General features: G+C 56.8%; 22 protein-coding genes. 3 read left to right on the top strand and 19 right to left on the bottom strand.

What is annotated here, in order from left to right; genetic code table 11:
- Nucleotides 1-29: 29 nt before the first annotated feature.
- A complete protein-coding gene (locus tag ADIMK_RS00685; protein WP_036182435.1) occupies nt 30-998 on the bottom strand; it encodes a D-2-hydroxyacid dehydrogenase family protein in 969 nt (322 codons plus the stop codon).
- Nucleotides 999-1,018: 20 nt separating this feature from the next.
- Entirely contained in the window at nt 1,019-1,600 is a 582-nt protein-coding gene (locus ADIMK_RS00680) for a uracil-DNA glycosylase family protein (RefSeq protein ID WP_036182433.1), read from the bottom strand.
- A 255-nt stretch (nt 1,601-1,855) separates the two neighbouring features.
- Between ADIMK_RS00680 and ADIMK_RS00675 the strand changes: the two genes are divergently transcribed.
- Nucleotides 1,856-2,521: a hypothetical protein gene (locus ADIMK_RS00675; RefSeq protein ID WP_036182431.1), complete on the top strand. Its 666-nt coding sequence runs from the start codon at nt 1,856-1,858 to the stop codon at nt 2,519-2,521.
- A 4-nt stretch (nt 2,522-2,525) separates the two neighbouring features.
- On the opposite strand, the gene ADIMK_RS00670 is transcribed toward ADIMK_RS00675, so the two are convergent.
- The 3 genes from ADIMK_RS00670 to ADIMK_RS00660 are packed head-to-tail and all read right to left on the bottom strand — an operon-like array spanning nt 2,526 to nt 5,297.
- Complete coding sequence (locus ADIMK_RS00670; RefSeq protein ID WP_036182429.1) at nt 2,526-3,566, bottom strand: NAD(P)H-dependent flavin oxidoreductase; 1,041 nt, start codon at nt 3,564-3,566, stop codon at nt 2,526-2,528.
- A 29-nt stretch (nt 3,567-3,595) separates the two neighbouring features.
- On the bottom strand, nt 3,596-4,522 hold the full coding sequence (locus ADIMK_RS00665; protein WP_036182427.1) for a DUF808 domain-containing protein: 927 nt from the start codon (nt 4,520-4,522) through the stop codon (nt 3,596-3,598).
- A gap of 58 nt (nt 4,523-4,580) precedes the next feature.
- On the bottom strand, nt 4,581-5,297 hold the full coding sequence (locus tag ADIMK_RS00660) for an SIMPL domain-containing protein (protein ID WP_036182425.1): 717 nt from the start codon (nt 5,295-5,297) through the stop codon (nt 4,581-4,583).
- 289 nt (nt 5,298-5,586) lie between these two features.
- On the opposite strand from ADIMK_RS00660, the gene folE2 reads away from it, so the two are divergent.
- On the top strand, nt 5,587-6,540 hold the full coding sequence (gene folE2, locus ADIMK_RS00655; protein ID WP_231516969.1) for a GTP cyclohydrolase FolE2: 954 nt from the start codon (nt 5,587-5,589) through the stop codon (nt 6,538-6,540).
- Here the strand turns inward: folE2 and ggt are convergent, their stop codons facing one another.
- Together ggt and ADIMK_RS00645 are read right to left on the bottom strand one after the other, a co-directional pair.
- The gene (gene ggt, locus ADIMK_RS00650) at nt 6,541-8,247 is read right to left on the bottom strand and encodes a gamma-glutamyltransferase (RefSeq protein WP_051692243.1); all 1,707 of its coding nucleotides are present in this window, start codon (nt 8,245-8,247) and stop codon (nt 6,541-6,543) included.
- Nucleotides 8,248-8,453: 206 nt separating this feature from the next.
- Entirely contained in the window at nt 8,454-8,864 is a 411-nt protein-coding gene (locus tag ADIMK_RS00645; protein WP_156042719.1) for a hypothetical protein, read from the bottom strand.
- Nucleotides 8,865-9,088: 224 nt separating this feature from the next.
- On the opposite strand from ADIMK_RS00645, the gene ADIMK_RS00640 reads away from it, so the two are divergent.
- Complete coding sequence (locus tag ADIMK_RS00640) at nt 9,089-10,357, top strand: BaiN/RdsA family NAD(P)/FAD-dependent oxidoreductase (RefSeq protein ID WP_036182421.1); 1,269 nt, start codon at nt 9,089-9,091, stop codon at nt 10,355-10,357.
- 309 nt (nt 10,358-10,666) lie between these two features.
- On the opposite strand, the gene ADIMK_RS00635 is transcribed toward ADIMK_RS00640, so the two are convergent.
- The 12 genes from ADIMK_RS00635 to ADIMK_RS00585 form a co-directional block, all read right to left on the bottom strand.
- Nucleotides 10,667-11,047: a hypothetical protein gene (locus ADIMK_RS00635; RefSeq protein WP_051692240.1), complete on the bottom strand. Its 381-nt coding sequence runs from the start codon at nt 11,045-11,047 to the stop codon at nt 10,667-10,669.
- A gap of 61 nt (nt 11,048-11,108) precedes the next feature.
- Nucleotides 11,109-11,708: a Crp/Fnr family transcriptional regulator gene (locus ADIMK_RS21145; protein WP_051692237.1), complete on the bottom strand. Its 600-nt coding sequence runs from the start codon at nt 11,706-11,708 to the stop codon at nt 11,109-11,111.
- 7 nt (nt 11,709-11,715) lie between these two features.
- The gene (locus ADIMK_RS22270) at nt 11,716-11,847 is read right to left on the bottom strand and encodes a hypothetical protein (RefSeq protein WP_255344255.1); all 132 of its coding nucleotides are present in this window, start codon (nt 11,845-11,847) and stop codon (nt 11,716-11,718) included.
- 84 nt (nt 11,848-11,931) lie between these two features.
- On the bottom strand, nt 11,932-12,624 hold the full coding sequence (locus ADIMK_RS00625; protein WP_156042717.1) for a DUF6639 family protein: 693 nt from the start codon (nt 12,622-12,624) through the stop codon (nt 11,932-11,934).
- Nucleotides 12,625-12,803: 179 nt separating this feature from the next.
- The gene (locus ADIMK_RS00620) at nt 12,804-13,124 is read right to left on the bottom strand and encodes a HigA family addiction module antitoxin (protein WP_051692235.1); all 321 of its coding nucleotides are present in this window, start codon (nt 13,122-13,124) and stop codon (nt 12,804-12,806) included.
- Nucleotides 13,108-13,830 (bottom strand): Ni/Fe-hydrogenase, b-type cytochrome subunit, encoded by a 723-nt coding sequence (gene cybH / locus ADIMK_RS00615; protein WP_036182417.1) that lies wholly within the window; start codon nt 13,828-13,830, stop codon nt 13,108-13,110. The genes ADIMK_RS00620 and cybH overlap by 17 nt, the downstream gene beginning before the upstream one ends.
- A gap of 45 nt (nt 13,831-13,875) precedes the next feature.
- The gene (locus tag ADIMK_RS00610) at nt 13,876-15,684 is read right to left on the bottom strand and encodes a nickel-dependent hydrogenase large subunit (RefSeq protein WP_036182415.1); all 1,809 of its coding nucleotides are present in this window, start codon (nt 15,682-15,684) and stop codon (nt 13,876-13,878) included.
- The gene (locus ADIMK_RS00605; protein WP_036182413.1) at nt 15,681-16,775 is read right to left on the bottom strand and encodes a hydrogenase small subunit; all 1,095 of its coding nucleotides are present in this window, start codon (nt 16,773-16,775) and stop codon (nt 15,681-15,683) included. Before ADIMK_RS00605 ends, ADIMK_RS00610 begins: the two co-directional genes overlap by 4 nt.
- A gap of 226 nt (nt 16,776-17,001) precedes the next feature.
- On the bottom strand, nt 17,002-18,738 hold the full coding sequence (locus tag ADIMK_RS00600; protein WP_255344256.1) for a SulP family inorganic anion transporter: 1,737 nt from the start codon (nt 18,736-18,738) through the stop codon (nt 17,002-17,004).
- 57 nt (nt 18,739-18,795) lie between these two features.
- Entirely contained in the window at nt 18,796-20,112 is a 1,317-nt protein-coding gene (locus ADIMK_RS00595; protein WP_036182409.1) for a sulfatase family protein, read from the bottom strand.
- Nucleotides 20,109-22,052, bottom strand: a complete 1,944-nt coding sequence (locus ADIMK_RS00590; RefSeq protein ID WP_051692230.1) for a TRAP transporter permease — start codon at nt 22,050-22,052, stop codon at nt 20,109-20,111. Before ADIMK_RS00590 ends, ADIMK_RS00595 begins: the two co-directional genes overlap by 4 nt.
- A 50-nt stretch (nt 22,053-22,102) precedes the next feature.
- A complete protein-coding gene (locus ADIMK_RS00585; RefSeq protein ID WP_051692227.1) occupies nt 22,103-23,080 on the bottom strand; it encodes a TAXI family TRAP transporter solute-binding subunit in 978 nt (325 codons plus the stop codon).
- Between the last annotated feature and the right edge of the window lie 128 nt (nt 23,081-23,208).

Genomic DNA, 23,208 nt, shown 5'->3' with positions numbered 1-23,208 from the left:
AGTGTAGCCGACAGCCCCGGCAGGCTCTGTCAGCACCCAAGCACCTCGGGATTGGCAATATTGCTGGGCTCGCCTCGATCGAACGCGAGGACATTACGAAATGCCGCGTCGAAATAAAGCTCGTAACTGTTTTTTTCCACGTAACCGAGATGCGGGGTGCAGAGCACGTTCGGCATCGTTAGCAGCGGCTCTTTATCAAGACTGAGTGGTTCCGATTCAAACACATCGAGCGCCGCAAAACCCGGTGTCCCGGATTCAAGCGCTCGCACCAGCGCACCCTGCTCGACCAGCTCAGCACGGCTTATGTTGACGAACAGCGCATGCGGTTTCATCTGCTGGAGATCTTCATATCGCACCACCTCCCGTGTCGCATCATTGAGCCTCAGATGCAGCGAGAGAATATCGGCCGATGCAAAAAACTCCTGTTTGTCGCGCGCTGCTGTATACCCATCCGACTGCGCTTTGCTGCGCGAGGATTCACTCCCCCAGACCATCACCCGCATCCCGAAGGCCTCTGCGTATCGCGCCACACGCTGACCGATCTTGCCGTATCCCCAGACACCGAACGTGAGCCCATTTAGGTTTCGCCCCAGACCGAGCGAACCGGAGTTCTGCCAAAGACCTCGCTGCAGGTTCGCCACATAGGCGGGAATATGGCGTGAGGCAGCCATGATCAGCGCCCAGCACAACTCCGACGGTGCAACTGGAGAGCCAATACCTTCGGCGACTGCAACACCTGCGGCAGTGCAATCATCCAGACGGATATGGTTACTGATCTTGCCGGTCTGGCTGATCAGTTTCAGCTTAGGAAGACTGGCCAGCAGCTCAGGCGTAATCTGAGTGCGCTCACGTATCAACACCAGCGCCTCCACATCGGCCAGAACATCAGTGTTGGTCAGCGCTTCGTTCAGTACCCTAACCCGATGTCCGTTTAATAACGCGAATGCGTCCAAGTGACGCACTGCATCCTGATAGTCATCCAAAATCGCGATGTCCATTCTGTTCTCCGTCAGAGCATTCAGGGTTGATTGACCAACTGCTGAATGCGGGATCTCAAAACCGGCAGCAACTCGGTCTCAAACCAGCTGTTGCGGGCTAACCATACATTATTGCGAGGACTAGGATGTGGCAGCGCCAGACGTTGCGGCCAGTGGGTTCGCCAGTCTGAAACCCGCTGGGACAGCGTGAGGCCATCGGCGCCAAAGCAATAGCGTTGGGCAAACTGCCCAAGCGCCAGCGTCAGTTCTATCGAGCTCAGATGCGCCATCAATTCGGCTCGCCAGGCCGGTTCGCACTCGGGCCTCGGAGGAAGGTCGCCCGATTTACCGCGACCGGGGTAACAGAACCCCATCGGCAGAATGGCAAAGAGCTCCGGGTTATAGAACTGCTCGCGGGTTACACCCAGCCAATCCCGCAGGCGGTCACCGCTGGCATCGTCAAATGGCTGCCCGGAGATGTGTGCCCTGCGCCCCGGTGCCTGCCCCACCAACAGGATTCGAGCCTTGGGCGAAGCTTGCAGTATAGGTTTCGGACCCAAAGGCAGATGGGCCTCACACAACCGGCAGGACCTGACCCGTTCTATCAGCGCGTCAAAGTTCATTCAAAAACCCGTTTATCACCGCCCTTTCCATCTGGCGCCCCGCCATGCGTGAAACATCCTCAACCGAAGCCGGCACTCCCTGATGACCCCCAACCCAAAACGTCTTAGGTTTCAGCGACCTGCCCCCTCTACCCAAAAGACACTGAGTGATGCGCTTATCTGTAGTTGGAAACCTATTCATCCGTGGGATTGTCGCCAATTCCTACCCCTATACTCAGATTAATCACCCGAGTAATCAACTACAGGGGATGAGACATGTATACGCCAACAATTACGCTGTTTAGAGCAGGTTCTGCCGCACTGTTATTGACACTGGGTATTGGTAACGCCGTCGCCTCAGAGCGCTGGTCCGACCTCACCGTACAGGGCGATCAGTCGCTTGAGCATTCGCTGACGGCGCTGAACGAATCGCTACAGCTTAGCTACGCCGAGGATGACCGGCTGGCCACACTCGCTGACCCTCGCCCCTATGACTTCGCCACTACGGCCATTGCATCCACTGACGTACCCCAACCCGTAATGGCCCAAGCCGATACCAGCGACTTCGGTTATCCGGTATCCGACGGGCGCTCGCTTAACGCAAACCTTGAACTGCTGAACTACGCCCTGGTCACACGGGGGGACGATCTGTTTTTGCAGATCGTAGCCGACGCGACAGGCAAACGCCGCTCATTCGATAGCGTGGCGATGAACATCAATGAGTTCAATGCCGTCGAGCAGTATCAGTTTGCACTGCTCGGTATCGAGGCGGAATTTGGCCCACCGGTGTGGGATGGCTCGACACTGGACAATAGCATCGACGGTCTGAACCAATATCTGGCCGACTCGGCGTTACGTGAGCAGATGCTTGCCGGTGCCGTTCCAGCGGTGACAGGCGCCAGTATGGATCGCTATCTGGCATCTGCACACTGGAACAACTGAGCCTTTAGCTAAGCGCCGCTGCCAACTGCCGTGTCAGCTCAGCGGCCGGTATCGCCTTGCATCCGCTTGCATTCTGGCCGGACCATAGCGGCGAGAAGTCACCGAGCCCCTGTGATTCGGCAACCGCTCGAAGCGGAGCGATGGCAGCCGTGGCCAGGGGAAATGCAGGCGCCTGCTCACAGATAGGCCCCAGCTCACGCATGACGCGATTCACGATTCCCCGGGCGGGGCGACCGCTGAATACGTTGGTTAACGCGGTATGCCGCGCCGCTTCGCTCATCAGTGCGCCGCGATGAATATCGGATATGGTGGACTCCGGGCAGCACAGATAAGCGGTGCCGATCTGAACCCCAGCCGCACCCAGCGCGAGTGCGGCTGCCACACCGGCCGAATCAGCGATGCCTCCAGCGGCGATAACCGGACAGTTCACCGCCTGAACGATCTGTGGCACTAACGCCATCGTCCCCATCTGCGAAGTCAGATCGTCGGTCAGGAACATCCCCCTGTGACCGCCCGCCTCGACACCCTGTGCGATGATGGCGTCTACCCCTCTGGCATCGAGCCAGAGCGCCTCTTCTACCGTGGTCGCAGACGACAGGATACGGCTTCCCCATCCACGCACCCTCTCCAGTAATTCGGGTTCCGGCAAGCCGAAATGGAAGCTGACAACAGGCGGTCTGAATGGCTCGATGATGTCGGCAATGTCATGGCTGAACGGCTGTCGCCCACCACCGGAAGCCGGTGTATCGCTCTCAAGTCCGAACTCTCGATAATAGCCTGACAATCGTTTTTGCCAGGCGACCAAACTCGCCTCATCCGGTTCAGGCACCGTGTGGCAGAAGAAGTTAAGGTTATAGGGGCCGCTACCGGCACCTCTGATCGCTTCGATCTCGGCCAGCAGTTGCTCCGGGCTCAACATCGCGCAGGGCAAGGATCCAAGCCCCCCGGCGGCGCTGACCGCTATAGCCAGTTTGCTGCCTTGAGCCCCCGCCATAGGTGCCTGAATAATGGGCAGATTGATCCCCAGCAACTCTTGAACACGCATCGCTTACGCTCCTCCCTGATATCACATGGTCATTTCGAACGGTGGAGCAACGGGTGTATACCATACTCCACACCGGCAAATATGAGGGCACCGGCTACAACGCCCAGCAGCGCATTTATCAGCGTCGGCAACACCCCATTGACGATTGTACCGATCGCCGGCAACGCTCCGGCCGTTTCAGCCAGATGATGTAAAACCTCATGAGACCCGGGAATACCGTGGAGCAGAATACCGCCGCCGACCAAGAACATGGCGATCGTCCCCACGACCGACAGCGTTTTCATCAACGCAGGTGCCAGCGTTAATAACATGCGGCCTACCGCAGCGCGCGTGCCCGATTGCCCGTCCCTGGCCAGATACAGACCGGCATCGTCCAGCTTGACGATACCGGCGACCAACGCATAAACGCCGGCTGTCATAACCAGCGCGATGGTCGACACCACCGCCACCTGCACACCGAACGCGGCGCTCTGCACCGTCCCCAATGCGATGACGACGATCTCAGCGGACAGGATAAAGTCCGTTCGAATGGCGCCCTTTATCTTGGCCTTTTCAAAGGCGACCAGATCGACGTCGGTATCGGCCACCGCCTTGAGCTCCCGCTCATGGGCTGCCGGATCCGGCTTGATGCTGTGAAGCACCTTTTCGAACCCTTCGAAACACAGGTAAGCGCCGCCGATCATCAACAGCGGTGTAATCAACCAGGGCGCGATAGCCGAGATCAACAGCGCCGCCGGCACCAGAATCAGCTTGTTGAGCACCGATCCCTTGAACACGGCCCAGACCACGGGTAGCTCCCGATCAGCCTTGACGCCCGATACCTGCTCGGCATTAAGCGCCAGATCATCTCCCAACACACCGGCGGTCTTCTTGGCCGCCACCTTGGACATCAGCGCGATATCGTCCAGCAACGTGGCAATATCGTCGATGAGCGCTAACAAACTGGTTCCTGCCAATCTATGCTCCTTGTCTAGCCATCAGTCATTGCGGCTAAGCCGTGTCATGATGATCATCTCAGTCGGACAGGTAATACTCTACGGTCGAGACGACCCTGACGCGTTTGATATGAGGGTTGTTATTGTCCCTGTCGGAGATCGAGAACTGTCCTTGGGACGCCTTGTGAATCTTGCCCAGACGGCTATCGGAATCGGATGCGAACTTCTCGGCCACTTCCCGTGCATTACGCGTGGCCTCTTCGATCATGTCAGGCTTGATCTCATTGAGACGGGTGAACAGATACTCAGGCTTTGACTGGTATTCGTTTCCACTGAGCACAATGCCCTGACGCCCCAATTGAGAGAGCCCCTCCATCACCGAGCGGACGCGATCAATATTCTCGGAGTACACGGTGACAGTACGTTGTGCGGTATAACGAAACTCGGCGCCGTTGTTGTTACCGTACTGCTGTGCCGACTTGTCGGTGATAGACGGGGCCGACTCGGTGATCTCAGAGGTTTCAATACCGCCGAGCAGCAGAAACGCACGAATGCTTTCCGCCTGCCTATCCAGTTCGGCATAAAGCTGCTCCAGATCGTTGTCGGCCACTGTGTATTGAATCGGCCAGATCACCACATCGGCCGGATATTCCCGCTCGGCGAGCCCTTTTACCGTCACACTGCGATCAAGCTGCTTATAGCGTATCGCCGCGTCGCCAAGCCCAAAACTGAGCAGCGCTGCCGCGATCACCAGAAAAACACCCGATATCAGTGCCGCTAACTTTCCGTTGGCCATAACCCTGTCCTTCATCCGTCGACCTTCTGTTCCATCCGTAAGGTAAGCGTTTTGTGCTGAACCCGCCTATAGACAGCCTGTGACGAGATAAGTGCATCCACACTCACCCGGTACCATGACGGGCCGCCCTGCTGGGGGTCGATCTGTCAGGCCCCAGTATGGCAAAGAGACAAAGCTTAAGCGACGTGCGCTTTGCACTCGCCGCAGGCCGTTCCAATCGATGACTGTACGTAGCACACACTTTATTGTTACTTTATAACATAACAATACATCACTAAGACCTGGAACAATGAACAAGCCGATAATGCCTTGCACAGCGCTACCCGATATCGCCTCCTCAGCCACGGCCTCTATATCCTCCCGACTGGATTGGGTCGGCATGTCCGGTCTGGCGTTACCCTTCCGCCTGAGCGAGTCACGGCGCGGTTCAGTCATGTGTCAGGGAAATGCCGACATTCACGTGGATATCGCCCGCCCCGAGGTAAAGGGTATCCATATGTCGCGGCTCTACCTGCTGCTGGAGTCTCTGGTGGATGACACCACACTGTCACCTGAAATTCTGTGCCTGTTTCTGGATACTCAGTTGAACTCCCATCGGGATATCAGCGGCGCGGCGGGGCTCGCGATTCATTTCTCATACCTCTCCCGCAGGCCGGCGCTGAAAAGTGCACATCAGGGATGGAAAGCGTACCCCGCCTCCATTCATGCAACACGCGTTAACAATGAGCCCTGTATCGAACTGGAATTGGCCATCCCCTATTCGAGTACCTGCCCCTGCTCGGCGTCGCTGTCGCGCCAACTGCTCGCCGACGAATTTGAGGGTGATTTTTCCGAGCGTCTGCATCTTGAAAAAGGCGACATCCGGCGGTGGTTGCTTGAAAAGGGATCGCTCGCCACACCGCACAGCCAACGCTCCTGGGCGAAACTTCGCGTACAGATAACAGACGAGGCGAGCGCCTTTCCGATTGAATCGATTATTGAATCAATCGAGCAGGCGTTGGGTACACCGGTGCAAACCGCCGTAAAACGGGAGGATGAACAAGCCTTTGCCCGGCTGAACGGAGACAATCTGATGTTCTGTGAGGATGCGGCGAGACGAATCAAGCAGGCTTTGGAGGCCCGGTCGGATCTGCTCGATTTCTGGGTACGCGTAGAGCATCAGGAGAGCCTCCATGCACACGACGCAGTGGCAGTGGTAACGGCTGGCATACCGGGCGGATACCAGCCGCTACTCAGTCGATAATCAATACCCCTGAGCCGACGAGGTGCTGCGGCGCGGGTCCGCCCCGCCGTAGAAGACACCCTCCTCACCGATCATGATTGACTGAATCGCCCCCATTGCCGCTTTCTGCTCGACGGTATGTCCCATACCCTCAAGCAGCGCAATGGTATCGGGGCTGATCCCCTGCTCGATGCGGATTTCATCCGGTAGCCACTGATGGTGCACCCGCGGGGCGTTCACCGCGGCCTGAATATTCAGATGATGATCGATCACATTAAGCAGCACCTGCAAGGTCGTGGTGATGATGCGTGAGCCACCGGGGCTGCCGGTCACGATGAAGTTTTTGCCATCCTTCATCACAATAGTCGGCGACATGGAGCTGAGCATCCGCTTGTTGGGTTCGATCTTGTTGGCCTCGCCGCCGATCAGACCATAGGCGTTGGGCACGCCCGGTTTGGCGCTGAAATCGTCCATTTCGTTATTGAGCAGGAAACCGGCGCCATCCACCACAATATGAGAGCCATAACTGAAGTTGATGGTGTAGGTGTTGGACACCGCATTGCCGTACTTGTCGACAATGGAGAAATGGGTGGTTTCGTTGCTCTCGTAGGGTGAGGGATTTCCAGGCCTGATCTCCACGCTGGGAGTTGCTCGCGCCGGATCGATGCTGGCCCGCAACTCCTCGGCGTAGGCTTTCGATGTCAGCCCTTTAAGCGGCACATCGACAAAATCGGTATCACCGAGATACTTTGACCGGTCGGCATAAGCGCGCTTCATCGCCTCGGCCATCAGGTGAATGGTTTTAGCCGAGTTCAAGCCGCTCTCGCCCAACGGGTAGCCCTCAAGTATGTTCAGGATCTGCACCACGTGGGTACCGCCTGAGCTTGGCGGGCTCATGGAGTACACGTCATAACCACGATATGTGCCGTGAACCGGCTCGCGAATCTCGGGCTGATAGTTTTTCAGGTCTTCATGGGTAATCAGGCCACCGCCTTTTTGCATCTCCGCGACGATCAGATCGGCCGTTTTACCCTCGTAAAAGCCTTTCACACCCTGCTCAGCCACACGCCGGAGTGTCGCCGCCAGATCCTTCTGAACAAACAGGTCACCCGGCTCGTAAAAAGTGCCATCCGGCTTGAAGAACACCTTGCGGCTCGACTCGAACTGCCCCAGCAACACCGCCCGGTCGCGGATCCCCTCGCTGAAGCGCGGCGGCACGACAAAGCCCTCCTCGGCCAGTTTGATCGCCGGGGCCAGCGCTTCGGCCAGCGAGATAGTCCCGTACTTTTCCAGCGCCAGCGCTAGGCCGGCCACGGTTCCGGGAACACCGGCCGCCTTATGGGAGAAACGGCTGAGTTTCTGATCCACCTCACCCTGGTCATTTAGATACATATCCCGGGTCGCCGCCGCCGGGGCCTTTTCCCGGTAATCTATCGCCTTTACTTCGCCCTTTGTCTCGGACGACACCAGCATGAAGCCGCCACCACCGATGTTACCAGAGCGCGGCTGAGTAACCGCCAGCGCAAAGGCGGCCGTCACAGCGGCATCGACCGCATTGCCGCCAGCTTTGAGCACCTTGAGCGCCTCCTCGGTAGCAAGGTAGTGACTGGTCACCACCATGCCATTGCGTGCCTCGACCGGCACGCTGCGATCGCCCTCCATAATCGGTTGGGCCGATAGCGACGTAGTGACGGCGACACAGCAACCCAGTGTCACCACGCGGCTCATTAAGGTACGCGCAGTCGTTCGTAATCCAGACATCATCCTGACCCTCATAAATCCCATCGTTCTGTCATGTCGACGCTGACAAGACTGAGAAAACTATAGAACCCAACCCGACATACAACCACCGCGCTTAGTCGTTTGCGTGGATATCTGAGCCCAAAAAGAAACCGCCGGGCGATGCCCGGCGGTTTTCTGCGTTGTGGTGTCGATCAGAACTTCAGCTTCGAAGGTTGCATATCGGGAATCTGATCAGGGTCGACCGTTTTGGTATTGGGTGCAACGTTCTCGGGCTCCTTGCGCGGCTTGCTACCGCCACTGACGACACCCTTGCTTGCTCTGAGCTCCTTCTGAATTCTGATCCCTTCCTGTTCACCGGAAAGCCAGCCATCACGGTAATCCTTATCCTCCGCGAACCGCGTCAGATCCTTGATCATGACCTCGGAGACATTACCGGCACGTTTCAAGCCGCTATGGCGTCCATCATGAAACCCTGTGGCGTAGGAGTCACTTGAGATCGTACGCCCAACCATCGAAGATGACGCACACCCGGACACAAACGCGGGGACACACAGGGCAACGAGCAACAATTTGGTAGCGGAATTCATCATGGACTTGAGCATAAAAACACCAAAGAAACAGAGCGAAAAAACGTTAAATGCAACCATCAACCAGCAATGACCTGCATTGCTGCAACAAGTGAAAAAGGCGGCCACATTCTGCCATGTACGGCATGATTTTTGTAGGCCTGACACACCCATCGGCCTGAATAATCGGCTCCCCTCACATTTACCGAGCGTTCGGTTACACTGCACTGCCTATTTACACAGCCCAGTCAGGATCATTCATGCCAACGCAGCCAGCCGACACCCAAAGTAAGCCCACCGTTGCCATAATCGGCGCAGGGCCCGCAGGGTTGATGGCGGCCGAGCAGATCGCCAGTGCAGGTATTGCGGTCGAGGTGTTCGATTCAAAACCCAGTGTGGCACGCAAGTTTCTGCTGGCTGGTATCGGTGGCATGAATATCACCCATGCCGAGCCCTACGAGGACTTTGTCACGCGCTATGGTGAAGCCCGGCCCTATCTCCAGCCGATGCTGGATGCGTTCACACCGCAACAGCTGCGGGACTGGATTCATGATTTGGGTATCGAAACCTTCGTGGGCAGCTCGAATCGCGTGTTTCCCACCGGCATGAAAGCCGCTCCGCTTTTACGTGCCTGGCTGCATCGTCTGCGGGAACAGGGCGTCGTGTTTCACCCTCGACACCGCTGGAGCGGCTGGGTCGATGGCCAACCACAGGCAGGCTGGCGTTTCGACACCCCGGATGGCGAGATCGTGCGTCGTTTCGATGCGGTAGTCTTGGCACTCGGTGGCGCTAGCTGGGCGAAACTCGGTTCTGATGGACGCTGGTTCGAGCCGCTTGCAAAGGCGGGCATCACACTCAACCCACTGCTGCCAAGCAACTGCGGCTTCGAAATGAACTGGAGTGCTTTTGTGCAGGAGCGCTTCGGTGGCACACCGATCAAAAACATCGCGCTGTCGATCACCACGCCGGGCGGGAGGGAGATTACCCGAAAGGGGGAGTTCCTGATCACTGGATACGGTATAGAAGGCAGCCTTATCTACGCACTCAGCGCCCCCTTGCGTGACCTGCTGTTTAGCGACTCGGAACAGCCGGCCGAGTTGCGACTCGATTGGCTGCCCGCGCACAGAGAAGAGACGATACAGACGAAGTTGAGCCAGCCTCGCAAGGGGCTCTCGTTCGCCAATCTGCTGCGCAAGCGCTTACACCTTCCGCCCGTTACCTCGGCCCTGCTGAAAGAGTGTTGCCCGCAGCTGGATACTCAGGATCCCAAAGCGATCGCCAGAGCGCTCAAGTCCATGCCGCTACGTCCAGTCGCGACCCGACCGATTGATGAGGCGATCAGCAGCGCCGGAGGTGTCCCCTTCGACGAGGTCAACAGCGCACTGATGCTGAACAAGCTGCCCGGTGTCTTCGTCGCCGGTGAGATGCTGGATTGGGAAGCCCCGACCGGCGGGTACCTGCTCACCGGCTGTTTCGCCACTGGCAAGCGCGCCGGTCAGGGGCTGGTGCGCTGGATGTCTATCGACTGAGCCGATAACCGATCAGATGATTTCCCCAGCTTTCCGGCACCCAAGGTAAGCTGGAGCCTTCGTCCCACCCCAGGTCGGCACTGCCCTTCTCCAACTGCAACATCCGTTTTATGAGCGAGACTACGCTTAGTTTCTTCTACGAGGATCTCCCATCAACTGTCACTCAAGTACCGGCGTTACAGTTCTCAGGAGGACGCCCTGCTGCCCTCCGACTCATTGAAAGGTGTGAAGTGGACGCGGTGCATCGCGCCCTTCGCATCCTCGGCGGTATTGGACGTTCCGGAGCTGCCGCAGTAAGGGCTGCGCACGTTAATTGCCCGCTGTCGACACCCGTTGACGGTCTGTCCAGATGGCGTAACGGGTCAGCATCAGGATAAACAGCGTTCCCGAGAGGATAACCGGCGATAGCTGCAGCGCGTCCGGCTCAAGCAAGAATTTGTGTGGGCCGACGCCGGGAATAGATACCACTGCCGCCAACAGTACCCAAGTGTAGCGCTGCTGATTGTTGCAATAGATCAGCAGTATCGCCATCAACTGAAGCGCAATGACAGCAGCATTTAACGGCCCGACAAAGTCCGGTGGTGACAACGCAGCATGGGTGAAAAGCGCGACCAGCATCATCGTATGCAAGACGATCAAACCAAGCAGCGCCGACACAGCCAACTGCGCTTTCGAATCCAGTGTTTTCATCCACGATACCTCCAAAGTGGTTAGAGGTAGATAGACTGACAGGTGTGCCCCTATACGCTCATTAACATTTGTTAATCGAGCGCCGGATTCTCGACAAGGTTACATTGGTCACACCGAGGAAAGAGGCCAGTTGATAGTCAGGAATGCGGATGGCGATGTCCGGGTTGCTGGAGACGAACTTTTCATAACGCTGGGAGGCGGACAGCATCAGAAAATCATGTTCACGCTGAAACTTCTGCTCAATCAGCTTTTCCGCGAAAGGCAGCGCGAAACGCTCCCAATCCCCCTGCTCGACGAAGATGCGTTGCAGCGCGGATAACTCGCACTCGATCAGTTCAACCTCTTCCAGCGCCCCGATATTGAACAGCACCGGAGCTACTCTGTCCCTCGGGGAGACGGGCCATAGCGTATCTCCCTCGTCAAAAAACGCCTTGTTCGATTCCTTGCCCTGCGCATCGAGGTAATACAGACGCACTAACCCCTTGCGAATATAGAACAACCTGTCCCAGCGCTGCCCTGCACTCAGCAAAGTACTCTTCGCCGAATAGCGCTGGCATTTGATTGTTCGTATGAGATCCGAGAGATCAAGCCGGGCCGCCATCTGCTCAGGAAACACTGCAGCGATAAACTCAGCCGGCAGTTGATTGTCATAAGCCCCCATCGTCGGTTCAACGCTCCGCCAACGCCAATCGAGCCCCCTGCCTGGCAGGGTTCGCGGCGAAAGAGCGCTGCGAGACCAGATAGGCGACGCAGGTAAACGTGCCCCCTTGAAGTACCATAGAGCAGGCGTGAAAGATCATTGACCCTCCTTGATAATCATCGTCCGAAAAGAAACCACGTTACACAGTCTACGCATATTTGCCCCTTCCGTGACCGTCCTGATCTCAGGGGACATAAACATAAAACCACTTGATATTGAGCAGTACCTTAACGAACGCCGACGGATCGTTCATACCGGTAAAGTGTAGGTAGGATTTAACCGCGAACTGCTCTGGCGCCATCACCATATAGATCTCGCTGATCGAGTCGCCGGACTCCCAGCCCGCTACCCCTGCATGCTCGACAATCTGCTGACGTCGATCCGCTGGCAATACCGCCAACTGAGTGACATAGGCCAGATACTCCTGGGCCGCATTGGTCAACCGCGCGTTCGGGCTGTTCTGATGGAAGAGCGCATGAGCGACTTCATGGGCCACAACACTGCGATAGTGAATTCGATCGAACGCCTGACCATAGAGAGTCGAAACCGCCAGCTTCTCTGTCATGTCCTGCATCGACATCAGAAGAATACGACTGTTTTCCAGATCATAACTGCCTAACGCTTTATTACCGTAGTGCTCCGATACCCTGTCCACTATGTCTATATCGATGATGCGGGTCGGTTTGACCCCGTATCCCTCTAGAAAACGCAACGCAGAGGCGGCCCCCTGACAAAGATCCTCCATCGCGACGGGCTGGACTGAATGAACGCGTACCGGCACCTCAAGACAGCTGCTCGTCCCGGCCCGAACGGACATCACAGACACGCAAAGTATGGCAAGAAGGATGGTTTGCAGTACTCGGCACAGGTATTCCATAACGGCCCCTCAGGAAAGGTCAGGTCTGAGCAGCGTAAAAGGCAGTCCTGCCCTGCCAGCCCGAGGTGCCGGTTCTGACAGCCATTGTCCCTACCTTATTAAATCTACTGTATGGCCACCCTTCGCGCACAATGCTGTCAGATGAAATTTACGCAGCATGGCGGATATTCGTTTAGAGCTTAAACAGTACCGGAGAGAACTCGGCGTTGAGCCTCGTACAGCTCCCACAACTGCTGTTTTTCGAGCCAGAACATCGGCGTGGTCTTGAAATAGCGTGCAAGCTTCAGTGCGGTATCGGCGCTGATTGCGCGCTGGCCGTTGACGATCTCGTTGACGCGGCGGCGAGAGATGCCGAGCTGACGCGCCAACTCGGCTTGGGATATATGAAGGGGGATCAGGTAACAGCGCTCCAGCAGCCTACCCGGATGTTCCGGGCGTCTTCGGTGCCAGAGCGCAAAGACGGTGGAGGCACTACGTGCCTCCTCAGTCCGGCTTGTCATCCTTGAACATGCGCCAGCCGCCAACCATGGTGGAGATCAGCGATTGACGGGACATGATGTCCTCGCGTACGGCCACATACACGTGGGTCATCACGAAAATGATGATGTACCACATCCCCAAATGGTGCCATGTGTGCACGTCCTGACTCTGTCCGAACAGCGGGATAATCCAGCCGAACAGCTGATCGGCCCAGCTGCCCGACCCTAAGCCTTCGCTGTACAGCGCAAACCCGGTCAGGATCATGAAGGTATTGCCGATGACGAAAAAGCTGAACATGGCCAACTGCCCAAGCGGGTTGTGACCGATGTACTTCTTCGGCGTCTTGACCATAAACAGGTACCAGCGCACCTCGTGCCAGAGTTCGGCCCACCACTTGCCGCTCCAGACCGGCACGATGAACAGCTCCCGGGAGTGGTGGTTGCCGACCAGCGCCCAGTAGATTCGGCCGATAAACGCCACCGCCAGAATGTATCCGGCGCTGAAGTGGGCAAAGCGGATATAACCCATCAGGAAGTTATCGCTGGCCTCACCCGGCACACTCGGCAGCGGTGAGCCAATGAAGTAGCCGGTGATGCTCAGTGTCAGGATGCAGAGTACGGTTACCCAGTGCCACAGGCGCACCGGCGCCTCGTAGACGTAAACCGCAACCTGCTTGCGTACCTTCTCCTCGCTGTCACCGAGTTCGAGTTGTTTTTCCAGTGCCATCGCGGAATCCTCCACGGGTGTGCGCCATACCGCACACCCCAGCTGTCAACGGACTTTAACCTTGGTCAGCTCCTGACCATCCGGCGATAAGACATGCGTCGAGCACGCCAGACAAGGATCAAAGCTGTGCAGGGTTCGAAGTATCTCCACCGGTTCGTCCGGGCGCTCCATCGGCGTATCGAGCAGAGAGGCCTCAAACGCACCGATATTGCCGTTATGATCACGGGGAGAGCCGTTCCAGGTGGTCGGTACGATCGCCTGATAGTTGTCGATCTTGCCATCCTTGATCTTGATCCAGTGCCCGAGTGCACCGCGTGGCGCCTCGTTGATCCCCACACCCTGCGCCTCTTTCGGCCAGCTGCTCGGATCCCACTTCTCGACATTGGCGGTTGAGCTGTCGCCCGCCTTGATGTTGTTGATCAGCGCATGCCAGTCATCAAGCATAGTGTCGGTGCACAGCTCACACTCAAGTGCGCGGGCCAGCGTGCGCCCCAGCGTCGAGGGCAGGAACTGTTTGAGGCCAAGATCAAGCCCCGTGGCGTGATTGAATGCCGACAGCGAGCGGTCGACCTGCTCCTGTACGTACTCTTTGCCCGACGCGTAGGCGATGATGTAGCGCGCCAAAGGCCCCACCTCCATGGCGTGTCCGCGCCAGCGCGGCGACTTGATCCATGAGTACTTGGCGGATTCGTCCAGCTCTTTGATATCGGTCTTGGTACCTTTGGTATTCGGACCCAGTTCAAACTTGGGTTCGGTCACCCCTTCCCAGGGGTGCAGACCCTGAGTCTCGTCGCCCCCGTAGGTGTACCAGCTGTGGCTGACGAACTCCTTGATCTGCTCGGGGTCGCGCACATCCACCGGATGCACTTCATTCCAGTTGCCGCCGATGATGGCACCGGCCGGCAGCAGGTCGGTGGATTTGTCGCCGGGCACCTGGGTGTAGGTGCCGTACGAGAGCACGTTCTGGCCCGAGAGACCGCCACCGTATAACCAGTCCTTGTAGATGCCGGCAATCGCCAGCACATCGGGCAGATAGACATGCTTGGTGAACGCCTGGGCTTCGCGGATGCGCTCCAGTACGAAATTGAGACTGGTCATATTGACCGGCGCACCGGACGCGCCGACATCATCCAGATTGATAGCGCACGCGACACCACCCACCATGTAGTTCGGATGCGGATTTTTTCCGCCGAAGATGGTGTGAATCTTGACGATATCCTTCTGCAGGTCCAGCGCTTCCAGATAGTGTGCCACGGCCATCAGATCCGCAGCCGGCGGAAGCTTGTACGCGGGGTTGTCCCAGTAGCCGTTGGCGAACAGCCCGAGTTGACCACTCTCGACAAACTTCTTCAGCCGGGTTTGTACATCGCGGAAGTAGCCGGGGCTTGATTTCGGATGGTGCGGCGAGACCATTTTCTGCAGTTCGGACGTAGCCACCGGGTCTGCCTTCAACGCGTTAACCGGGTTCACCCAATCCAGTGCATGCAGGTGGTAAAAATGCACGATGTGATCATGCACCTGTAGCGTCTTGTCCATCAGGTGGCGGATCAGGTGCGCGTTATAGGGGATCTGTATACCCAGTGCATCCTCTACCGCGCGCACCGAGGTCAGCGCGTGGGTACCGGTGCAGACACCGCAGATACGCTCTACGAAGGCCCAGGCATCACGCGGGTCGCGCCCTTTGAGTATCACCTCCAGCCCGCGCCACATGGTGCCGGTGGAGACCGCATTGCGGATGATATTGTTTTCGTCGACGTTGACCTCGCAACGCATGTGACCTTCGATACGGGTCACCGGGTCGACCACGATGCGACGCCCTGAGTTATCGAGACTGGCGGCGTTCAAATCGCTCATGACTCCTGCTCTCCGTGCTCTTTGTTACTGGTGGAGGTAACCCGTTTGATGACACTGACCGCTGCATGGGCCGCAATCGCTGCTCCTACACCGCCTGCCACCGCCGTGCCGATTTCGTCGGCGTTCTGCTCAATACCGAACTGCTTGATATTGGTCAGGCGGTCATAGAACGAGCCCTTGTCCCAGAAGCCGTCTTCGGAACAGCCGATACAGCCGTGGCCGGCCTGAATCGGGAAAGAGGTGCCCTCGTTCCAGCGCACCGTCGAGCAGGCGTTATAGGTGGTCGGGCCCTTGCAGCCGACCTTGTACAGGCAGTAGCCCTTGCGTGCATTCTCATCGTCCCAGTGCTCGACGAACTGACCAGCATCGAAGTGCGGGCGGCGATAGCACTTATCGTGAATGCGTTGGCCGTAGAACATCTTCGGGCGCCCCTGACGATCAAGCTCGGGAATCTTGCCGAAGGTGAGCATGTAGGTGATGACGCCGGTCATCACCTCGGCAATCGGCGGACAGCCCGGCACCTTGATGATCGGCTTGTCGGTGATCACCTTGTGAATGGGCACGGCCTGAGTGGGGTTGGGCCGGGCGGCCTGAACGCAACCCCAGCTGGCACAGCTGCCCCAGGCGATCACGGCCTTGGCATCTTTGGCTGCACGCTTGAGCTGATCGAGAAACGGCTTGCCGCCGACGATGCAGAACATGCCATCCTCATTCAGCGGCGGATTGCCCTCCACCGCGAGGATGTACTCGCCCTTGTATTTTTCGAGGGTGTGCTCCAACGCCGCCTCGGCCTGATGCCCGGCTGCGGCCATCAGTGTGTCGTCGTAATCAAGCGAGATCATCGACAGCACCACATCCTTAACCAGTGGATGGGCTGAGCGGATGAATGACTCGGAACAGCAGGTACACTCCAAACCGTGTAACCAGACCACCGGCGTGCGGGGTTTGGTCTCCATCGCGTGGGCGATTTTGGGTGCAAAGGTGGGTCCAAGACCCAAGGCGGCAGCCGTAAGGCTGCTGTACTTCAATAGACTGCGGCGCGTAATCCCCTGACGCCGCATCACGCCATAAAAGGTTTCAATCTGGGCCATGCCGTACTCCCCTTGGCTCAACCTGCCTTCTGCGGACAGGCTGCCAGTCAGCTCTTATCATTCTTGGGCAGAATCGGAAGGTTTAGAGCAAAAAATGGCCCAGTTTTATTAAGTCTTAATTTTCAATTAGTTATGAACTTTCGAATGTCTACCGCCTACACTAGGGAGACAATTGATAATCAAATTGGAAAGTTGCTTGCCAGCCTTGCCGATCCCCAGGATGAGCTCAAGCGTCTGTTCCGGGGCACTGCTTGAAAATCCGCATGGCGCACCCTTCACACTGCTGGCGCTTGAATTCGCTATCAATCAACTCTTCAAGCAGCTCATCAGGGGTCTGATAGAAGGCCCCCTCCTCCAGCAGATCCACCACACCCGAGGCGCGCAGCTCATCAAAGACGGTATTTTTCAGCTGCACAAAGGAGAGCCGGCAACCCTGTTCCTGAAGGCGCCGCTTCAGGTCGAGCAACATCTGAGCACCGGCCAGATCAATAAAATTGATACCCGAACAGCAGATCGCCAGGTGAGTGCACTCTGGCACTGAAGCCCTGAACTTTTCGATCTCATCCAGAACGTTATCGACCGCACCAAAAAACAACGAACCATCGATCCTCAGGAAACGGATCGTCGGGCACTGCATCAGGCTAAACCGCGTGACGTTACGCAGATCCGTGCTGGTTTCAAGTGAGCGCGGCGCCACGGCGATCACTTTCGGTTTGGACGTTCTTTTCAAATAGCCGATCATCGACAAAATTACGCCAAGGTAAATCGCAAATTCGAGCTGAACGAAAAGGGTCGCGGTAAACGTCGTCAGCAACACGATCGTTTCCGAGCGATTGAAACGCAGTATCGCTTTGATGTGATGAAAATCGATCAGGTTCCACGCGATGAGCAGAACAGCACCACCCATCGCGGGCAACGGCAGATACGCAGTCATACCCGGCATCAGCAGCACAATGAGCAGTACAAACACCGAGGCTAAAAGCGCCGCCATCGGCGTTTTGGCACCCGCATCGAAGTTGACGCCCGAACGCGTGAACGAGCCAGAGCTTGCAAACGAAGAGCAGAAACTGCCCAGCGTATTGGCCAGCCCCTGACCTATGAACTCCTGATTACCGACGATTCGCTGCCCTGACTTGAGCGATATGGCCCGTGCAATTGACACCGCCTCGACCAGCCCCAGTATCGCAAGCGCAAAGGCGCCTGGGAAAAGATCTGATATCAGGCCGAACGACAGGTTCGGAATGGACAAACCGGGCAATCCTGTCGGAACCGCACCGACAAAAGCCACCCCCTTGTCAGCTGCGTCAACCAGCCACGCAACGAGCATAGCCGCCAGCATTCCAACAAACATGGCTGGCAACCTGGAACTGATGCGTTTGCTAACTAACGTAGCGGCAATAGTGGCCAGCGCAATCAGCACCGACCAATAATTCGTTTCAGGCAACCTCTCGAGTAGACCGACCCAGGCGTCGACAAAACTCTGATTACGATCCGGATGAATGCCGATCACATGCGGCAGTTGGCTGGTCGCGATCAACAGTGCCGCACCGGAGGTAAAGCCGATCACGACGGTATGGGATATGAAGTTCACCAGCCCGCCCATTCTGGCAAGGCCCAGTGCCAGTTGAATCAACCCCACCATCAGGGTGAGTGTAAAAACCGACGCGATGAACTCCGGTGACCCGGGCGATACAACGTTGCTTACAACCCCCATCACAACAATCGAAATTGCTGCAGCGGGGCCGGTAATCATATGTTTGGATGAACCAAAGAAGCTGGCCAGCACCGGAACCACAATGGCCGTGTACAGACCGTACTCCGCGGGCATGCCAGCGATCAACGCATAGGCGATCCCCTGAGGCAGAACGACGACAGCGCCTGTCAGCCCAGCCATCAGATCGGACATGAAAGTGCTTGCGTTCACCCTGGGCAACCAAATGATGAACGGAAATAGCTTGCTCAATACGTTCAAGGGATACTCCGGGGAGAGTTCGGCACCCAAACGGGTGCCGGAGAGGTTTTAGCGCTGGGGCATATCCTTGTAGGAGTACCCCAAACTCACAGAGGCATCTTCCGGAATCGGCGGGATGCTGTCGTTCCAGTCCAGCCACATCCTGCGCATCGCATCGAAGCGCTCAGGCTCCTTATGCCTGAGGTTGGCACGCTCTCGGGCGTCGTTGGTGACGTTGAACAGGTATTCGTTGTCGTCGACCTTCAGGTATTTCCAGTCACCAACCCGCACCGCTCGCTGGCTACGATGATTCATGCGCCAGTAGAGAGGACGCTCGAACGCTTCAACTTCGCCATACAGCACAGCGCGCAGATCCACGCCGTCAGTCGCATAGTTCGGATCGGCTTCACCACCACCGATTTTCATCAGCGTGTATGACCAGTCCATCGTCATGCACTGCTGAGCGCTGACCGTGCCGGGTTTGATGGCGTTTGGCCATCGCGCAATCCAGGGTACGCGAATACCGCCTTCGGTCAGGTCCATCTTGCCGCCCACCAACGGCCAGTTATCGGAGAAGCGCTCGCCACCGTTATCGCTGGTAAACACGATCAGCGTGTCCTCAGTCAGGCCATGCTCCTCCAGTGCCTGCATGATCTGACCTATGCCCTCATCCATATGGTGGATCATGCGCTGATAGGTATGGATGTTGCCGCCATCCAGATGAAACAGGTTGGTCAAGTCATTCGCCAGCGCTTCGTCATCACGGGTCTCCCACGGCCAATGCGGCGCCGTGTAGTGAAGGCTCAGGAAGAAAGGTGTGCCATTTTTGGCCGCCTCGGCCCGCCGGTGCACCAGATCCACCGCGCGCTCCGAGAGCAGGTCGGTCAGATAGCCGATCTCATGATGCTCCTCTTCGTTGATATAGAGATCATGATCACCTTTTCCGCTTATATGACGGAAGTAATCCACCCCGCCGGCCATGATGCCGAAAAACTCGTCATAGCCCGATGAGCGCGGTCCGAAGTGCGGCGGATAACCCAGATGCCATTTGCCGATCAGGCTGGTGTAGTAGCCCGCTTTTTGCAGCTGCGACGGCAGCGTCGGTATGTGCGGTGGCAACCCTAGTGTCGGATCCCCTTTTGACCGGCTATTGATCGGCTCTTCCAGTGCGCCGCGCAAACGGTATTGATAGGCCATGGTCATCAACGCAAAGCGTGTGGGAGAGCATACCGGCGAGTTTGAATAGCCCTCGGTGAACATCATCCCCTGCTCGGCAAGCTTATCGATATTTGGCGAAATTCGGCCGAACTGAGCTTCTCGACCGCCATAACATCCAAGATCGGCATAGCCCAGGTCGTCTGCGACGATGTAGATAATATTTGTCATAAGCTTGTTCTTTCTTTCAGTAGATTGTTACAACCCAAAATCCGACGGTGGGCCGCCCAAAGCAGAAACGAACCGGCAACGCCTATCAGGTCCCAGTGACCTTCAGGCACAAACATCAACACTGCACAGGCGGTTCGCAGAAGTACCTCGTTCCACCCCAGTTTCTGGGTGTCAAAACGGATCAGTGCAGAAGAGAGCATCAGGATGCACAGCGCCAGTTTTGCCAACAGCCACAGCCAGGGCAGCAACTCGAACTGCACGTGAGCCTGATCAACCGTGAGCAAAAGCGGGTTGTACGCAAAGGCAAACGGAATAATGAAGATCATGATGCCCACACGAGAGGCGTCAACAGAGGTGCGAATAGGCTTGCCTCCCGAGATTGTCGCAGCCGCATAGGCCGCAATAGCAACCGGCGGTGTAATGGCCGAGCCCACGGCAATCAGGAACACGAACATGTGGGCCGTAAGCGGATCCAGTCCCAGCTGCTCCATAGCCGGAATGGCAATCGTCGCGACCGTGACATAAGCAGGCAGTGTCGGCATACCCATGCCCAGAATGACGCATCCCACAGCCGCACACAGAAGTGAGGTAAACAGCGAGTCCGTTACCAGTGAACTGAGCAAAACGCCGAATTTGACCGGCACACCGGTGGCCGACAGTGCCGAAATCACGATGCTTACCGCCGCAATAGCCATCAGCAGCTTGGAGAAGGTAGAGCCCCCCTCAACCAGACAGTTAATCAACTGAACGGGTTTGCTGCGTACTTTGGGGTTCACGAAGCTCAAGGGGAACAACAACGCCAGAGCCGAAATAGATGCCCCCGATGGCGACAGCCCGCCGATCAGCAGTGCGACAATCATCACCAAAGGCCCAAAGATCATCAGCAGGTTCAGATAATCCTGACGCCCCGGCATCTCGACATCGTCCACTTGCTGAGTGTCGGCCTTGATACCCAGGCGGCGGGTCTCAAAAAAGATCATCGCGAACAGGCTCAGATAATACGCGATGGCAGGCACCAATATCGCGACGATAATCGTCAGGTAGCTGACGCCGGCGAAGTCCGCCATAACAAGAGCCGCAGCCCCCATGATCGGCGGCATGATCTGCCCACCGGTAGACGCTGATGCCTCTACAGCTCCGGCAAAGCTTGGAGTAAAACCACGGCGCTTGATCATCGGGATGGTCACCACGCCGGTGCCGACCACGTTGGCCACCGCACTACCGGATACGGTTCCGAAAAGAGCAGATGAGAGGACAGCCGCATAAGCCGGCCCACCTGCCGCGCGGCGCATCCAATAAAAAGCGATACGAATCATCGACTCGCCTGCGCCCACGCCCTCAAGCACTGCACCGAGAATAATGAATGGGAATACCGTGGTCACGACAATCGAGAAAGTACTGCCCAAAATGCCGGTATCCAAACTGAACAGCAGATTTTGAGCAAGCATCTCCTCCACACCGCTGTTGACGGTCCTGAACGGCCCCGGCCACATATGCCCTGTCCACATGTAGGCAACACCGAGGATGCCCAGAATGGCGACAGGAACACCCCAGATGCGCCAGCAAAAGTAGAGTGCCGCGGCAGCCGACAACACGGATATCCACATCTCGTATGTCCCGAACAGGAACATTCCGTCATCGATATCGCGGGCAACGAAATAGAACTCGAAACTGCCCCAGAACAGTCCAGCTGTCGCCAGCAGACCAGCCAGCACCACCCAAACCGAGGAGGGCTCATTCCGTGTTCCCAGCATACTCAGGAGTACAACAACGACGCACAGTGCGAAAAACGTCGGCCGAAAGAGGAACATCTCAAACGGACCTATTCGAAAATCCCCGATTGCGGGCATAACGTTAGCCAAGCCATAGACGGTGACCATCAACGCGAAAAGATAACTTGCGGCACGAACCAGCTTGTTTTCCTGCAGCGAAATCTGCATAGCCTTCACCCCGAGAGGGACCTGTCCCCCTTATTTTGTAACGATGTCGATCACTTATATTCTTCTGGAATCTCGATCCCCTGCTCTTCGTAGTAACGAGCAGCACCAGGATGGATTTGGCCCACCACACCGGCAAACGGATCGGCACTTCCCAGATGTTTCATCAGGGGATTCGACTCAGCGATCTTGCTAACATTTTCCAGGTAAGACTTGGTCAACTGATAGGCAACGTCATCCGGCATATCTTTATTCACGCCGACAAACATCAGTGTCTGGAAGGTATAAACGTCGGACTCGTTTACCACGCCCGGATATGTCCCGGCCGGTATGACACCACCGGCCATGCCGGCCGTTTTGGGAGGGTTACGATTTTCGGGTTTCACCGACAGCAGGCGGATTGGGCGCTGCAAACTCATTTCAGACAACGACTGTGAGCCCAGGCCGAATGAGCCCACGTACACGTCGAACTGGCCGTCCTGGAAACTCTGGGAGGCCACACCCCAGGGCGTTTTTACCTCCTCATAAGTGCCGGGTTCCAGCCCCCCTGCCTTCGCCAATGACCTGATCTGGTTATTCGCAGCGCCAGCAGGCGGACCGATATAGACACGCTTGCCTACCGCATCTTCCCAGGACTTGATGTCTGAGTCGGCCCAAACAACTGCGTGATAGAAACTTGCGGGGAAACCAAACAGGGCACGAACGTTTTTCGACAGGGCAACCGCCTTATCGCCCATCTTTGCATAGGGCCCCTTACCGTCCTGAAGGGCATAAAACGCCGGTGTCGGGACAATCGCACTGTCCAGCTTGCCGGATGCCACCTTTAACAGGGATTTCGTCAGTGTCTGCCCCATGGAGAGCTGAACATTGATACCGTCCTCCCCCCAGTAACTGGCCATGGTTTGAGGCAACAAACCCACCACGCTTGCCGCAGTAGCCGTTTCCATACCAATATCAGTGGCCTGTGCACTGATTGAAGTTGTTCCCACCGTCAGGGCACAGAAAGCCGTGCATAGAACTTTTTTAATCATGTCGTGTGGTTCCAAATAATTATTTTTATCGAGACAAGGCTAGGGAACATGTGAACAAGTCCCCCGCATGAGACAATCCCCGGCACAAACACATTGAGGATGTTCGGATGGATCAGCAGCTCACATTC

Source organism: Marinobacterium lacunae, assembly GCF_000705555.1.
GTDB lineage: Bacteria > Pseudomonadota > Gammaproteobacteria > Pseudomonadales > Balneatricaceae > Marinobacterium_D > Marinobacterium_D lacunae.
This window is presented reverse-complemented; position numbering and strand designations above follow the sequence as displayed.

Coding starts and splice junctions, on each gene's coding strand:
- ADIMK_RS00685 (WP_036182435.1), bottom strand. CDS start 998: ATGGACATCGCGATTTTGGATGACTATCAGGATGCAGTGCGTCACTTG.
- ADIMK_RS00680 (WP_036182433.1), bottom strand. CDS start 1,600: ATGAACTTTGACGCGCTGATAGAACGGGTCAGGTCCTGCCGGTTGTGT.
- ADIMK_RS00675 (WP_036182431.1), top strand. CDS start 1,856: ATGTATACGCCAACAATTACGCTGTTTAGAGCAGGTTCTGCCGCACTG.
- ADIMK_RS00670 (WP_036182429.1), bottom strand. CDS start 3,566: ATGCGTGTTCAAGAGTTGCTGGGGATCAATCTGCCCATTATTCAGGCA.
- ADIMK_RS00660 (WP_036182425.1), bottom strand. CDS start 5,297: ATGGCCAACGGAAAGTTAGCGGCACTGATATCGGGTGTTTTTCTGGTG.
- folE2 (WP_231516969.1), top strand. CDS start 5,587: ATGAACAAGCCGATAATGCCTTGCACAGCGCTACCCGATATCGCCTCC.
- ggt (WP_051692243.1), bottom strand. CDS start 8,247: ATGAGCCGCGTGGTGACACTGGGTTGCTGTGTCGCCGTCACTACGTCG.
- ADIMK_RS00645 (WP_156042719.1), bottom strand. CDS start 8,864: ATGCTCAAGTCCATGATGAATTCCGCTACCAAATTGTTGCTCGTTGCC.
- ADIMK_RS00640 (WP_036182421.1), top strand. CDS start 9,089: ATGCCAACGCAGCCAGCCGACACCCAAAGTAAGCCCACCGTTGCCATA.
- ADIMK_RS00635 (WP_051692240.1), bottom strand. CDS start 11,047: ATGAAAACACTGGATTCGAAAGCGCAGTTGGCTGTGTCGGCGCTGCTT.
- ADIMK_RS21145 (WP_051692237.1), bottom strand. CDS start 11,708: ATGGGGGCTTATGACAATCAACTGCCGGCTGAGTTTATCGCTGCAGTG.
- ADIMK_RS22270 (WP_255344255.1), bottom strand. CDS start 11,847: ATGATCTTTCACGCCTGCTCTATGGTACTTCAAGGGGGCACGTTTACC.
- ADIMK_RS00625 (WP_156042717.1), bottom strand. CDS start 12,624: ATGGAATACCTGTGCCGAGTACTGCAAACCATCCTTCTTGCCATACTT.
- ADIMK_RS00620 (WP_051692235.1), bottom strand. CDS start 13,124: ATGACAAGCCGGACTGAGGAGGCACGTAGTGCCTCCACCGTCTTTGCG.
- cybH (WP_036182417.1), bottom strand. CDS start 13,830: ATGGCACTGGAAAAACAACTCGAACTCGGTGACAGCGAGGAGAAGGTA.
- ADIMK_RS00610 (WP_036182415.1), bottom strand. CDS start 15,684: ATGAGCGATTTGAACGCCGCCAGTCTCGATAACTCAGGGCGTCGCATC.
- ADIMK_RS00605 (WP_036182413.1), bottom strand. CDS start 16,775: ATGGCCCAGATTGAAACCTTTTATGGCGTGATGCGGCGTCAGGGGATT.
- ADIMK_RS00595 (WP_036182409.1), bottom strand. CDS start 20,112: ATGACAAATATTATCTACATCGTCGCAGACGACCTGGGCTATGCCGAT.
- ADIMK_RS00590 (WP_051692230.1), bottom strand. CDS start 22,052: ATGCAGATTTCGCTGCAGGAAAACAAGCTGGTTCGTGCCGCAAGTTAT.
- ADIMK_RS00585 (WP_051692227.1), bottom strand. CDS start 23,080: ATGATTAAAAAAGTTCTATGCACGGCTTTCTGTGCCCTGACGGTGGGA.